The following is an 11,837-nucleotide window of genomic DNA, read 5'->3' on the forward strand; positions in this document are numbered from 1 at the left end:
ATCTATATTTTAAATTGGATATCTGTAAAAATTAACTTAATATGCCTAACCAATAACCAACTATCCCTACAGCGAACAATATAAATATTAATGCTATTGGACTGATTTTCTTTTTAAGTAACTTACATATTACTAATGTAAGTATTAGTGCAAGAAGGCCAGGTAATAATTGGTCCAAAATAGTTTGTACAGTTGTTATTACTTGCTTACCATCTGATCCTGTAGTCTTTGATACCACTAACGGTACATTGATTTTAGTCCATTTTGAAACCAATGCACCCATAACAAATAATCCAAGAATTGAAGCACCTTCTGTCATTTTTTGTAATGTATTTCCAGCCAAGTCCTTTACTACATCCAATCCTTTTCTGTAGCCATATTCAAGTCCAAACCATAATAGTGCCAGTCTAACAGCGTTAAAGCCAATAAAAAATATAAGTGGACCTAATATACTTCCCGATAAAGCCATAGATGCTCCAAGTGCTGCCATAATAGGACGTAAAGTTCCCCACATTATAGGATCTCCTACTCCTGCTAAAGGACCCATTAATCCAACTTTTAAACTATTTATTGATGATTCTTCTATGTCTGCTCCATTAGCCTTAGTTTCTTCCATTGCAGCAGTTATCCCTAAAATTGGTCCTACAAGTCCTGGTGTAACATTGAAAAATACTAAATGTGACTTTAAAGCCTTTATTCTTTCTTCCTTAGTAGAATATAGCCTTTTTATGGCAGGAACCATATCAAAACAAAAACCTAGTCCATGAATTCTTTCATAATTAAATGATGCTTGCTGTAAATTACTACGTATAAACATATTTACGCGATCCATTTTTGTAAGTTTTTTTTCATTATTATTCTCATTATCCATATTGATTTACCCCCATTCTTATTTATATTTTAATCATCCAATTCATCGTCTAATTCATCATCCATTGAAATTTTTGTTCCTCCAGCCGATTCAACGGCATTTGCATTTCCACTAAATTTAGGAACAGAAAATTTAGGATTCAGCTGAATATATATAATTGCTGCTATTGCTCCTATAACTCCAAAAGAGACTAAATTGAAGGTAGTAAATCCTGCTACTACAAATCCAAGATAAAAAAATGGCATTAGGTGCTTTGAGCCCATCATGTTTAAAACCATAGCATATCCAACGGCTACTATAAATCCACTAGCTACCTGCAATCCACCTGTAACTACAGGAGGTATCATTCCTAAAAGATTACTTACACCTTCTGGACTTACAAAAAGTGAAACTATTAATGCTGGAATTGCTACACGTAACGCCTGAATTATTAATGCAGAAACATGGCATATATCTATTCCCCTAAAATTACCTTCTGCTGCATATTTATCAGCTGCATGCTGAAAAGCAACGGTAATAGTTCTTGCAAATACTGTCAAAACTTGTCCGGCAGCTGCAACTGGAAGTGCCACAGCTATTCCTGCGGAAATTGATTGATTTCCTACTATTACTAGTATTGCAGAAATTATACTTGCCAAGGCTGAATCAGGTGACTGTGCCGCTCCTACATTCATCCATCCAAGGGCTATAAGTTCTAGCGTTCCGCCTAATATAATTCCAGTTTTAACATCTCCTAATACTAATCCTATTAACGTACACGCAATAATAGGACGATGGGTTTGGAATGAATCTAAAACACTTCCCATTCCCACAATACAGGATACAATAAATATTAATATAACTTGAACTGCACCTATTTCCATAATAAGCCCCCCTATTTTTATTGTGAATTTTATAATTTATCCATAATATTAACTTTAGAATCTGTAGCTACTGTTCTAATTTCCAGCTCAATTCCCAAGTCATTTAATTTTTTAAAAGCTTCTCTATCTGAGTCATCCACTGAAACAGCCTTAGTTATTTGTTTTTTACCTTCTTTAAATGCCATTCCTCCAATGTTTACACTTTTAATATCTACCCCGCCTTCGACCATTTTTAAAATATCTTTAGGGCATGTAAACAAATAGAACACTTGATCATTTTCATATTTAGGATTCTTATAAACACGAATAGCCTTATCAATTCCAAGAACATTTACCTTAATTCCTGGTGGTGCTACCTGAAGTAATAAAGATTTTCTAACCGTATCATTTGCTACTTGGTCACTGCAGATAATTATTCTCTCTGCCTTTGCTTCCTTTGCCCATACTGTAGCCACTTGTCCATGAATCAATCTATCATCTATCCTAACTAAATTAATTTTCATATTATAACTCCTCCTCACTTATGGCTTCTTGTAATTGTTTACAAGAACGAATATATGAATTTGAACTATCATTTATAGAACTTATAATATCCTTAATTTTAATATCCTCATTGTCTCTAATAGATAAAATCTCCAATACCATTGGTAAACTTGCCCCCGTTAAAATATCAATATTTTTATTTATAATTGCAATTTCAAAAGCTGCATTATATGGGCTTCCTCCAAATAAATCTACTATAATTAATATCTCTTTTGAGTCTCTGAATTTTTCCATTTTTTCTCTATACTTTTTCTTTAAATTTTCCGTATTTTCCCCTGGTGCAAATAATATCGTTTCTACATTTTCCTGTTTACCAAAAATCATTTCAGCTGAATTTATTAATTCTTCTGCTAATCTCCCATGAGCAGCTATAATAATAGGTATCATTTCACATTCCTCCAATATAAAATAATTAATTTTAACCTCTAGTTTTTCCCCCTGCTATATTATAAGTTACTCCATGAATATAACTAGCTCTATCAGAAGCAACATAGCATACTAAATCTGCAACCTCAGTTAATTTTCCTGACCTTCCAAGTGGCGTTGTAGATGTTTTACTATATCCTTCTCTTAAATTTTCTACGGTAATACCACGAGTGTATGCCAGAGCTGTTTCATATTCTATTGTTCTTAGACCAGTTGCTTCAAGAATTCCTGGTGCTATACCAACCACCCTTATTCCTTTTTTTCCCAATTCCTTCGCCCAAGACCTTGTAAAGGAATTCACAGCATTTTTAGTTGCTGCATAGATGCTCTGTCCTTCCGATCCTTCAAGTCCGCTTTCTGAAGACATATTTATTATTACCCCGCTTCCTTTTTTCACTAGCTCTCTTGCTACTGCTTGTGCACAAAAGAATGCACCTTTCTGATTAACGTTTACAATTTTATCAAAAATGTACTCATCCAATTCGTATTTTCCCTTTGGATCATTATCGTCAACTAATAATCTTGGTATATTAATTCCTGCATTGTTTACTAAAATATCAATTCCTCCGAAGCTTTCTTTTGCCTTAGCAACCATTTCACTAACACTATTAAAATCTGTTACATCTGTTTTTATATACAATACTTTCCCACTATTTTCCCCTATCTCAAAATTAGGTACATTAGAACTCATGTCTCCTACTACTACATTAACTCCATTATCCAAAAACTCCTGAACCACTGCTTTTCCTATTCCAGATGCTCCCCCTGTAACAATAGCTGTTTTACCTTCTAATCCTAACCATGAATTATTCATAATTACATCTCCCTCTTATTTATATTGAAAATTATACTTTACAATGCAAAATATAATTTTTGCATTGTACATTTTAAAGAAATTTTATTTCTTATCATGGTTATATCATATTACAAAAATTTTATTTCGTCAATATACTTTTATAAAAAAATAAATTTTATTTCTTTAAATATTTATATATAAAATTTTATTTTCCGAACTGTAAATATAGAACTTATTTATCATAAAAAAATAAAAAAGGATAATGCAAGTATTAATAACTACTCACACTATCCCTATTTATAATATCTTTTTGTAAACAATGATTATTTTATATGACAAATTTTCCAATCATCATTAATATTTTATTATATAAAATTTTCTTTTTAGATATAAAACTTATGATATCTATATTTAAAAACTAAATTCCTACAATATCTCCACATTTATATCTTCCAATACAGCCTCCGTATTGCCCTCAATAAAATTTATTACATGTTGAATCATTTCATCCGCATGCTTTCTCTCACTACTGACACAGGCAATACCTAAACTTATAGTTTGGTGATAATCTTGATTATCTACTTCTGCTATAGATACATTAAATTTATTTTTCACTTTTCCAATTATACTTTTTACTATCATTCTCTTCTCCTTTAAAGAATGTACCCAATTAGCTCCAAGTTTTACTGTTGCAGTACCAATAATCATAAATATCTCCTCCAATTTGTAGCAAGCTATTATTTATCTAAAACTTTTACTACTATCTTCACTTATGAAAAATAAAAATTATAGTAACTAGTTTTAAATGTAAAATTATACTCCATAATAATTTTTATTTCAAAAATAAGCCTTCTAACTGCTCCAATTTTAGATCCTTAAAAGAATCTATTATAAAATCTGCTGCTGATAAATCCTGATTTCCTGAATTGATATTTCTATATCCAATACATTTCATTCCAGCTTTTTTAGCGGCTATAGAACCATTGTGTGAATCTTCAATTACCAAGCAATCTTCAGGATTTATTTTAAGTTTTTCAGCAGCGTATAAAAATATGTCTGGACTAGGTTTACTTCTCTCAACAAAATCTCCACTTACCAATAGGTCAAAACACTCATCTATACCTATGACTTCTACAATTCTTTCTATGACATTTATAGGCGATGATGATGCAACGGCCAATTCCAATTTATGATTATGTATATTTTTTACCAGTTCATCAACTCCAATTATTGGTTTTATTATTGTATCTTTAGCTGTTATATATTCAAAATATTTTTGTCTGTTCATATGAACTAATTCTTCAACAGATAGACTTAAATTATATTTATTTTTTATATCATTCCATTTATAATTAGTAGTAGATCCAATGTACTGTGAATGACCAACAGTTACTGGATCTAAACCTAAACCTTCCAGTATTTTTTCATGTATTTTCAAGTGATCAGGTTCACTGTCAATTAAAACTCCATCCATATCAAAAATTACTAATTTTAACATAAGTATCTCCCCCAAAAATTAAATTATTTACTACATATTTTACTGTATCAACTGAAATCACACAAATAATTTTTTTAAATAAATGATTTCTGATAGACTTTTAACCTTTACACAGGCTAATTTTAATTGATTTTTTATTCATCCAAGCAAACTCAAATTTTATTTATCATATTTTAATCAGCATATAAATCTTAGTAAACCTATACAGCAAAATTATTGTATCATAATTATTAATATATTCGTTAATGTTTTTTATAGAAATTAATAAAAGAGGGCCATAAGCCCTCTTATTTTTTAGTAACCTTTGCAAGGATTTGCACAAGATAGATAGAATAAAGCAATTATAAATAATATGCCTTTATCTATTTTTTTGCCAGATCCTTTTTTGGAGAATTGAAGTATTATCAATATTAATAATACTAACAATGGTAAACTACAAGCACAGCCGCTTACTCCTCCTATTGGTGCTGATGGAACTACCACCTGCACATGATCTTCATGTTTTTTACATTTACTCATGATTATACCCCCCTTTTTTTTGGGCTATGGTTAATGTAACACCCTTTTCCATCTTTTGTTTGCTAATATATATTATTCATTATTTTTAAAATAGTGTACTATTTTTTATTCTTTGATAGTGAATTTATAAGGTTAATTATAAAAGCAAGCTGTCTAAAGTCTACATTTTTTAATGCATTTTGTATTTCATTCATATCAACATTTTTTAGTGCCTGTTGTACTTCTCTCATATCTACATTTTTAATCATATCCTGAACTTCATTAGCATCTAAATTTGAATTTGCCTGCTTAGAACTTTTCTCGCTATGGTGATCTGACTTCCTGCTAGACATTATATCACCTCTTTATTTAAAGGATGAGCATAAGCTCATCCTATTAAGCAATTAGTAACCTCTTTTACAAGGATTTGCACAGGACAAATAGAATAAAGCAATTATAAATAATATGCCATTATCTATTAATTTTCCATGTCCTGAAGAATATGAACTTGAGCTTGAGCTTGAGCAAGAACTTGTTCTTTTACCTTTCTTACTGAATTGAAGTATTATTAAAATTAATATTATCAAAGTAGGTAAACTGCAAGCACAACCTTTGCTCCCAAATAAACCTCCTGGGAAACCTACATTTCCATATCCTGCATTTGGATAGTATCCACAATTATCTTCATATCTTCTACTCATTAATAACCCTCCTCTGGCTAATAATGCATCGTATCATATTTTCCATCTTTTGTTTTCTAATATATACTATTCATTATTTTAAAAAGTGTGATATCATAAATTATATTTTAATTTATGTTTTCTATTTAGTTTTCGTCTTGTTTGAGCCATATATCTCCATTACAACCTTTAATAATTCTGCCTTATCAGAGTTTACCAGTGTATTTATAGACCTTATTATTTCCTCTCTACTTGTACTTTTTTGCTTCCTAGGTTCATCGATACTTTCATCACTAGTAACATTATCATTATTATAGTTTTCTTCAGTATTTATATTTTCAACAACATTTGTCTGTCTTTCTGTATTATTCATTTTCCCTAATAATGATGAAACCTGGTTAATATCTATATTACTTAGAAGCTGAGCTATATTGCCAAAATTAAAAGAACCAGTATTACTGTTATTGACAGCATTGTTATTGCTATCCTTTGATCTCACACGCTTATGATGACTTCTATGCCTTGACATACAATTCCCTCCTCAGATATATATTTTTATAAAGATTTATTTTTAATCTGTACTGGTTTCCCTAAATTTCTCTTCTTTTTCTTTGCAAAAGAAAATTACTGCAACTATTACTACAATAAATAAGGCATTACCTCCCAGCATTTTTCCAAATCCTTTATTCTTGCCAAAATTAAAAAATTGATTACTATTAAAAGCTTCCGATGTTACATGTTTTTTCTTATTATGTGCCGAAGCATATTTACCTTTTGAGGACTTTTGTGCAAAATTTGATTGATTTTGGAAATTAAAATTGCCAAATTTTTTGCCTTTACCAAAACCAAATATAACAATTAAAACCAATGCCCATACTATTAGCTTATTAGATCCACCACCTGAATTGCCAAGCAGATCTCCTATTCCCATAAAACTTCCTCCTTTCATATCTTTAAAAGGTTCTATAATATATTATTCTAAACTTATAAATTTGCTCTTATGCTCGTCACAAAATCCAAAAAAAATTAGTACCGAGAATAAATTCAATTCAGTACTAACAAAATAATCTTCCTATTATCAAAATCATTTTAAATTTTGCGTATTAATTTTCACATAAATATACTATTTTAATATTCTACTTATAGTGTAAATTTGCAATATTATATCTATAAGATCGCCTCTTTCAGCACTTACCATAGGTTTTATTGCATTTAAAACTTCATATTCTCTCCCTCTTCCATAAAAAGGAGAAGCTTCATATTCTGGTGAAGCATCACCTCTTCCACCGCCACCTGAAAAGGATCCTAACAGTGAAGATATTTGATTCATATCTATAGATCCTAATAGATTCATTATTTGACTTATATCAACATTTTTTAATATCCCTGATAAATTCTCAAAGTCTATATTTCCAAATCCTTCATTTTTCCCATCTATAACTTCTTCCCCCTCTATAGGTTCATCTTCATTAATTGACATACTATCACCTCTTAAATGTAGATGAGTATAATTCACTCCAATAAATTAATAAAAACTATTTCTCATACGGGATTTATAACAGCATAAAAATAATAATGTAATTATAAATAGTATATCATTATCTATTAACTGCTTACTTTCCCCAGAACTTGACTTTTCTCCTTTTTTCCCAAATTGGAGAATTATTAATATCAGTATTGTAAGTGTATTTAAATTACAACAGTTTTCAAACATTATATTACCTCTCCTCCAGGATATACAGTCAAATATCAGTCATCTAAAATAACAATTTCTATAGAATATAATAAACAGTCCTTATGATAGTAACTTACTACCATAAGGCTTTATTTAATTACTATGATATGAACAAATCAGCAATTGCCATCTATTTTTACAAATTCCTTAATTAGTAATCACAATATGAATAGTCTTCATCTGTACCTCTGACAGCTGATGGATCTGTATTAACTTTAATTATATTTGTATTTCCACCTTTATTACCAATACCAAGTACCAAAGCAAGAATTACCAATATTGGAATTAATGAAGTACCGGCAACTCCAGATCCAGGGCGTCTTCTCCTTCTTCTGCAACAATTATCTACTGGATAATAAGAGCACCCTTGATTACCTCCTCCGCAGAAGCAAAACAAAACAAATATTAATATTATAATTATAAGTTTGTTATTTTTTTTCCCTGCGCCTAAGAAATCACTACTACATTTAGAACTCATAAAATCACATCCTCCTATATATAATTTTTTTATCTTTTGTTCTTTTGCCTACTATATATTATTCCTGCTATTATTAATTGACACATATAACTTGTACTTTAAAAATAATTATTAATACTTAAGAAGGATTTTTTAGTTATTATGCAGAAATAATTATCAATAGAATATTACCTTATACTAAATACTAAGTTAATTGTATAAAAATCTATAGCTGTTATTTTACTTTACTAATTAGCTTATTATATAGATGGATAAACATTTTATTTATGTACAAGGAGTGATTTTTTATTTGGTTTACTTTATAAAATTCTTATATTCAACCTTCATTCTTCCCCCTGGAATCTTTGTATTATTACTCATAATATTCAGCTTTAAATTATTTAGATACAAAGTTAATTTAGGCAAAAAACTATTAATTTTATCTATTGCTTTCTATATATGTACTATTCCCATAGCAGGTAATTCTGCAATAAGATTATTGGAGAATAGATATAAAGTACCTGCGAATCCCAGTGGGGATGTAATTATAATGCTTGGAGGCGGTTCTACTTTGGATACCCCTAATCTGGGTTTTAACGGACATCTGTCTGGATTTGCAGCAAATAGACTTTTAACAAGTATTCAACTATACAAGAAGTTAAATATTCCCATAATAGTTTCTGGTGGTAAAGTATATAAATCTACTGGTACAGAATCAGAAATATCCAAAAACATATTAATGAGCATGGGAGTGCCTGAAAATAAAATAATAGTGGAAAACAAAAGTATAAATACTGAACAAAATGTTAAATTCACCAAAGAAATTCTCAATAGCAATAATTATAAAAAGCCTATATTGGTAACTTCAGCTTTTCATATGCAAAGAGCAGCTATGCAGTTTAAAAAATCTAATGTTGTAGTATTGCCTTTTCCAACGGACTATCAAACTAATATCAATGAGGATCTGGAACTAAACGATTTTATACCTTCCAGTGATTCTATGGTAAAATTAAGTTTGTCTGTAAAAGAATTTATAGGGATATTAGCTTCTTACTTCTGAATTTAAAAAGAATACAAGGAGGTATTGTATGGCTTCTTATGTAGTAATTACAAGTATCAATAAAAATTCAAAGGATTTCGGAAATTTTATGGATGTGATTGAAAACTGTTCCAGCTTTTCTTGGCATTTTCCTCATTCCTCTGTCTGGTTTATAAAATCCGATTTTTCTACTGAAGATATAACTGATATGATTTATGACTCCTTTGACACTGATGATGAAAGCTTTGTTATAGCAGAACTTAAAAATAATAAACAAGGATGGCTTACCGATGACCAATGGAATATTTTAAACAATAATATATTTTCGGATATGTAATTAAAAGTTTGTCTCACAATTCATAAATATCATTGTGAAACAAACTTTCAAATATAAATACATCTTATTCAATTTTATTGTACTATCTCCAGCAGAAACTAGTGATAAGATAAGAATTTATTATCTTGTTTTTTCTTTAACTATAAGCTTAACTTATTTTATCTCGATATTATATTTCCTTCTGTTCCTATAATAACTTCTCTATAAGGTACAATTGTCTGTGAATTCAACATAGCTGTTTTTACAGCATTGACAATTCCTCCACAGCAAGGTACTTCCATTCTTACAACTGTTATACTTTTAATGTCATTCATTTTCAAAATTTCTGCCAATTTTTCCTCATAATATTTAACATCATCTAATTTAGGACATCCTATAACTGTAATATGATCCTTTATAAAATCCTTATGAAAATCAGCATAGGCATAGGCTGTACAATCTGCTGCTACTAGAAGATCAGCTTCCTTTAAATATGGTGCTCTTGTATTTATAAGTTTTAACTGTACGGGCCACTGTCTTAGTTCTGAAACATTAACAGCACTCTCCGCAGCAATATTTTCTTTGATTTTTACATTTGTAGCTGCAGAGGCCTTTCTAACTATGGCTTTTGCTACAGTTCCAGGACATCCACAAGGTATAGATTGTACCTCATTTTTCTTTTCAGCCTTTTCCTTCTTTAACTTTTGCACTGCCTCTTCACTGTAATCAACAGCTTCTCTTTCTATTATTTCAATAGCTCCTTCTGGACAGCCTGGTAAGCAATCTCCTAAGCCATCACAGTATTCGTCACTTATAAGCTTTGCCTTTCCATTAATAATTTGTATAGCTCCCTCATGACAGGCTTTTACACATATTCCGCATCCATTGCATTTTTCCTCATGTATTTTAACTATTTTTCTTTCCATTTTATATAACCTCCGAATTTTTATTATTTATAATTAAGAAAAAAGCACAAAACACTTTTTTCAGTTGAAATTTTATCTACTACCAGCACTTTCCATATTTGATATTTGTTCTTTGGATTTTATACTTTTTAGTTTGTTTTATCTTTTGCCACTAATACGAATTTAACAAATTAATTAACTTGTGCTTATGAGTATATTATAGTAGCATATTACTATAAAGTCTGTAACTTAAGTTACTAAATAAAATAAAATTTATTGATTGGATTGATTTATAATGGATAACTTAACTGATGTCCTGAGAAACTGTGTTATATTCAAAAATTTTCATGGAGAGTCTATTAAAGTACTTTTAGATAAAATAGACTATAAAGTATATTCCTATTCAAAGGATGAGACTATAGCTATGGAGGGTGACAGCTGTTCCAGTATTGGTATAGTTCTTAACGGCTCTATAGAAATCAAGAAATTTTTTGCCTCTGGTAAAACTATTGCCATTGCAAAATTTTTAAGCGGAGATATTTTTGGTGAGGTTATAATATTTTCAGATATGAATAAATACCCTTCCACAATTATAGCTTCTGGTAACTGCAAAATATTATTTATATCAAAAAAAGATATTGTAACTCTTTGTAAAATGGATAACTTGATCTTAAATAATTTCATGGGTCTATTATCTAACAAAATATTAATGCTTAACAAAAAACTAAAAAATCTATCCTATGAAACATTAAGACAGAAGATTACCAGCTTACTGCTTGAAAACTATTATATAGACAAAAAAAATATATTTCAAATTTCTTCTTCAAGAAAACAAATGGCAGAAGAATTGGGTATTCCACGTCCATCTCTTTCCAGAGAACTTGTAAATATGAAAAAAGATGGACTTATAGATTTTCATAAGAATACCTTTAAAATTTTAAATTTAGAAGCTATGGAGGATATACTGATGAATTAATCATATTTTGTGATAAAATTTTCTAACAATAAATTTCAATTATATTTTTCTCTTCAATGTATTAGTTTTACTTATACTATATATTCTTATTTATAATAAATCACTTCTTATTAGCTATTCACTTACATTATATTTGAATTTAAAATCAATAAATTGCTATTTCTCCAATTAGTATATATAATCTATATAGTAACTATTCCCATTAAAAAATATTATACAAATTTTATAATATTT

The 11,837-nt window shown here is 29.5% G+C and carries 19 protein-coding genes; 3 read left to right on the forward strand and 16 right to left on the reverse strand.

Going from position 1 to position 11,837, the window contains the following annotated elements:
* Positions 1-31 precede the first annotated feature (31 nt).
* From CLPA_RS14085 to CLPA_RS14155, 15 genes are all read right to left on the reverse strand, one after another.
* Positions 32-871, reverse strand: a complete 840-nt coding sequence (locus tag CLPA_RS14085) for a PTS system mannose/fructose/sorbose family transporter subunit IID (protein ID WP_003443195.1) — start codon at positions 869-871, stop codon at positions 32-34.
* A gap of 29 nt (positions 872-900) precedes the next feature.
* Complete coding sequence (locus CLPA_RS14090; protein WP_003443196.1) at positions 901-1,734, reverse strand: PTS mannose/fructose/sorbose transporter subunit IIC; 834 nt, start codon at positions 1,732-1,734, stop codon at positions 901-903.
* A 29-nt stretch (positions 1,735-1,763) separates the two neighbouring features.
* The gene (locus CLPA_RS14095) at positions 1,764-2,237 is read right to left on the reverse strand and encodes a mannose/fructose/sorbose PTS transporter subunit IIB (RefSeq protein WP_003443197.1); all 474 of its coding nucleotides are present in this window, start codon (positions 2,235-2,237) and stop codon (positions 1,764-1,766) included.
* Position 2,238: 1 nt separating this feature from the next.
* Complete coding sequence (locus tag CLPA_RS14100) at positions 2,239-2,664, reverse strand: PTS sugar transporter subunit IIA (protein ID WP_003443198.1); 426 nt, start codon at positions 2,662-2,664, stop codon at positions 2,239-2,241.
* Positions 2,665-2,695: 31 nt separating this feature from the next.
* Positions 2,696-3,517 carry an SDR family oxidoreductase gene (locus CLPA_RS14105; RefSeq protein ID WP_003443199.1) on the reverse strand — a complete coding sequence of 274 codons (822 nt, stop codon included), beginning with the start codon at positions 3,515-3,517 and terminating at the stop codon, positions 2,696-2,698.
* Positions 3,518-3,925: 408 nt separating this feature from the next.
* Positions 3,926-4,207 (reverse strand): DUF503 domain-containing protein, encoded by a 282-nt coding sequence (locus tag CLPA_RS14110; protein ID WP_003443200.1) that lies wholly within the window; start codon positions 4,205-4,207, stop codon positions 3,926-3,928.
* 124 nt (positions 4,208-4,331) lie between these two features.
* Positions 4,332-4,997, reverse strand: a complete 666-nt coding sequence (locus CLPA_RS14115) for an HAD family hydrolase (protein WP_003443201.1) — start codon at positions 4,995-4,997, stop codon at positions 4,332-4,334.
* 294 nt (positions 4,998-5,291) lie between these two features.
* A complete protein-coding gene (locus CLPA_RS14120; protein ID WP_003443203.1) occupies positions 5,292-5,516 on the reverse strand; it encodes a hypothetical protein in 225 nt (74 codons plus the stop codon).
* A 98-nt stretch (positions 5,517-5,614) separates the two neighbouring features.
* Positions 5,615-5,848 (reverse strand): hypothetical protein, encoded by a 234-nt coding sequence (locus tag CLPA_RS14125; RefSeq protein WP_003443205.1) that lies wholly within the window; start codon positions 5,846-5,848, stop codon positions 5,615-5,617.
* Positions 5,849-5,899: 51 nt separating this feature from the next.
* Positions 5,900-6,196: a hypothetical protein gene (locus tag CLPA_RS14130; protein WP_003443206.1), complete on the reverse strand. Its 297-nt coding sequence runs from the start codon at positions 6,194-6,196 to the stop codon at positions 5,900-5,902.
* 121 nt (positions 6,197-6,317) lie between these two features.
* A complete protein-coding gene (locus tag CLPA_RS14135) occupies positions 6,318-6,704 on the reverse strand; it encodes a hypothetical protein (RefSeq protein ID WP_003443207.1) in 387 nt (128 codons plus the stop codon).
* A gap of 42 nt (positions 6,705-6,746) precedes the next feature.
* A complete protein-coding gene (locus CLPA_RS14140; protein WP_003443208.1) occupies positions 6,747-7,106 on the reverse strand; it encodes a hypothetical protein in 360 nt (119 codons plus the stop codon).
* 192 nt (positions 7,107-7,298) lie between these two features.
* Positions 7,299-7,655 carry a hypothetical protein gene (locus CLPA_RS14145; RefSeq protein ID WP_003443209.1) on the reverse strand — a complete coding sequence of 119 codons (357 nt, stop codon included), beginning with the start codon at positions 7,653-7,655 and terminating at the stop codon, positions 7,299-7,301.
* 45 nt (positions 7,656-7,700) lie between these two features.
* Positions 7,701-7,889, reverse strand: a complete 189-nt coding sequence (locus CLPA_RS14150) for a hypothetical protein (protein ID WP_003443210.1) — start codon at positions 7,887-7,889, stop codon at positions 7,701-7,703.
* Between the two features lie 172 nt (positions 7,890-8,061).
* Positions 8,062-8,388 carry a hypothetical protein gene (locus CLPA_RS14155; RefSeq protein ID WP_003443211.1) on the reverse strand — a complete coding sequence of 109 codons (327 nt, stop codon included), beginning with the start codon at positions 8,386-8,388 and terminating at the stop codon, positions 8,062-8,064.
* Positions 8,389-8,677: 289 nt separating this feature from the next.
* Between CLPA_RS14155 and CLPA_RS14160 the strand changes: the two genes are divergently transcribed.
* Positions 8,678-9,427, forward strand: a complete 750-nt coding sequence (locus CLPA_RS14160) for a YdcF family protein (protein WP_003443213.1) — start codon at positions 8,678-8,680, stop codon at positions 9,425-9,427.
* Between the two features lie 28 nt (positions 9,428-9,455).
* Positions 9,456-9,743, forward strand: a complete 288-nt coding sequence (locus CLPA_RS14165) for a hypothetical protein (RefSeq protein ID WP_003443215.1) — start codon at positions 9,456-9,458, stop codon at positions 9,741-9,743.
* 158 nt (positions 9,744-9,901) lie between these two features.
* Here the strand turns inward: CLPA_RS14165 and CLPA_RS14170 are convergent, their stop codons facing one another.
* On the reverse strand, positions 9,902-10,648 hold the full coding sequence (locus tag CLPA_RS14170) for an ATP-binding protein (RefSeq protein WP_003443217.1): 747 nt from the start codon (positions 10,646-10,648) through the stop codon (positions 9,902-9,904).
* A gap of 274 nt (positions 10,649-10,922) precedes the next feature.
* Between CLPA_RS14170 and CLPA_RS14175 the strand changes: the two genes are divergently transcribed.
* The gene (locus CLPA_RS14175; RefSeq protein ID WP_003443219.1) at positions 10,923-11,603 is read left to right on the forward strand and encodes a Crp/Fnr family transcriptional regulator; all 681 of its coding nucleotides are present in this window, start codon (positions 10,923-10,925) and stop codon (positions 11,601-11,603) included.
* Positions 11,604-11,837 lie beyond the last annotated feature (234 nt).

The sequence above is a fragment of the Clostridium pasteurianum DSM 525 = ATCC 6013 genome (assembly GCF_000807255.1).
GTDB classification, from domain to species: Bacteria; Bacillota; Clostridia; order Clostridiales; family Clostridiaceae; genus Clostridium_I; species Clostridium_I pasteurianum.

Bases quoted from the DNA above. Each gene is read 5' to 3' on its own strand.
- CLPA_RS14085 (WP_003443195.1), bottom strand. From the start codon at position 871: ATGGATAATGAGAATAATAATGAAAAAAAACTTACAAAAATGGATCGC.
- CLPA_RS14090 (WP_003443196.1), bottom strand. From the start codon at position 1,734: ATGGAAATAGGTGCAGTTCAAGTTATATTAATATTTATTGTATCCTGT.
- CLPA_RS14095 (WP_003443197.1), bottom strand. From the start codon at position 2,237: ATGAAAATTAATTTAGTTAGGATAGATGATAGATTGATTCATGGACAA.
- CLPA_RS14100 (WP_003443198.1), bottom strand. From the start codon at position 2,664: ATGATACCTATTATTATAGCTGCTCATGGGAGATTAGCAGAAGAATTA.
- CLPA_RS14105 (WP_003443199.1), bottom strand. From the start codon at position 3,517: ATGAATAATTCATGGTTAGGATTAGAAGGTAAAACAGCTATTGTTACA.
- CLPA_RS14110 (WP_003443200.1), bottom strand. From the start codon at position 4,207: ATGATTATTGGTACTGCAACAGTAAAACTTGGAGCTAATTGGGTACAT.
- CLPA_RS14115 (WP_003443201.1), bottom strand. From the start codon at position 4,997: ATGTTAAAATTAGTAATTTTTGATATGGATGGAGTTTTAATTGACAGT.
- CLPA_RS14120 (WP_003443203.1), bottom strand. From the start codon at position 5,516: ATGAGTAAATGTAAAAAACATGAAGATCATGTGCAGGTGGTAGTTCCA.
- CLPA_RS14125 (WP_003443205.1), bottom strand. From the start codon at position 5,848: ATGTCTAGCAGGAAGTCAGATCACCATAGCGAGAAAAGTTCTAAGCAG.
- CLPA_RS14130 (WP_003443206.1), bottom strand. From the start codon at position 6,196: ATGAGTAGAAGATATGAAGATAATTGTGGATACTATCCAAATGCAGGA.
- CLPA_RS14135 (WP_003443207.1), bottom strand. From the start codon at position 6,704: ATGTCAAGGCATAGAAGTCATCATAAGCGTGTGAGATCAAAGGATAGC.
- CLPA_RS14140 (WP_003443208.1), bottom strand. From the start codon at position 7,106: ATGGGAATAGGAGATCTGCTTGGCAATTCAGGTGGTGGATCTAATAAG.
- CLPA_RS14145 (WP_003443209.1), bottom strand. From the start codon at position 7,655: ATGTCAATTAATGAAGATGAACCTATAGAGGGGGAAGAAGTTATAGAT.
- CLPA_RS14150 (WP_003443210.1), bottom strand. From the start codon at position 7,889: ATGTTTGAAAACTGTTGTAATTTAAATACACTTACAATACTGATATTA.
- CLPA_RS14155 (WP_003443211.1), bottom strand. From the start codon at position 8,388: ATGAGTTCTAAATGTAGTAGTGATTTCTTAGGCGCAGGGAAAAAAAAT.
- CLPA_RS14165 (WP_003443215.1), top strand. From the start codon at position 9,456: ATGGCTTCTTATGTAGTAATTACAAGTATCAATAAAAATTCAAAGGAT.
- CLPA_RS14170 (WP_003443217.1), bottom strand. From the start codon at position 10,648: ATGGAAAGAAAAATAGTTAAAATACATGAGGAAAAATGCAATGGATGC.
- CLPA_RS14175 (WP_003443219.1), top strand. From the start codon at position 10,923: ATGGATAACTTAACTGATGTCCTGAGAAACTGTGTTATATTCAAAAAT.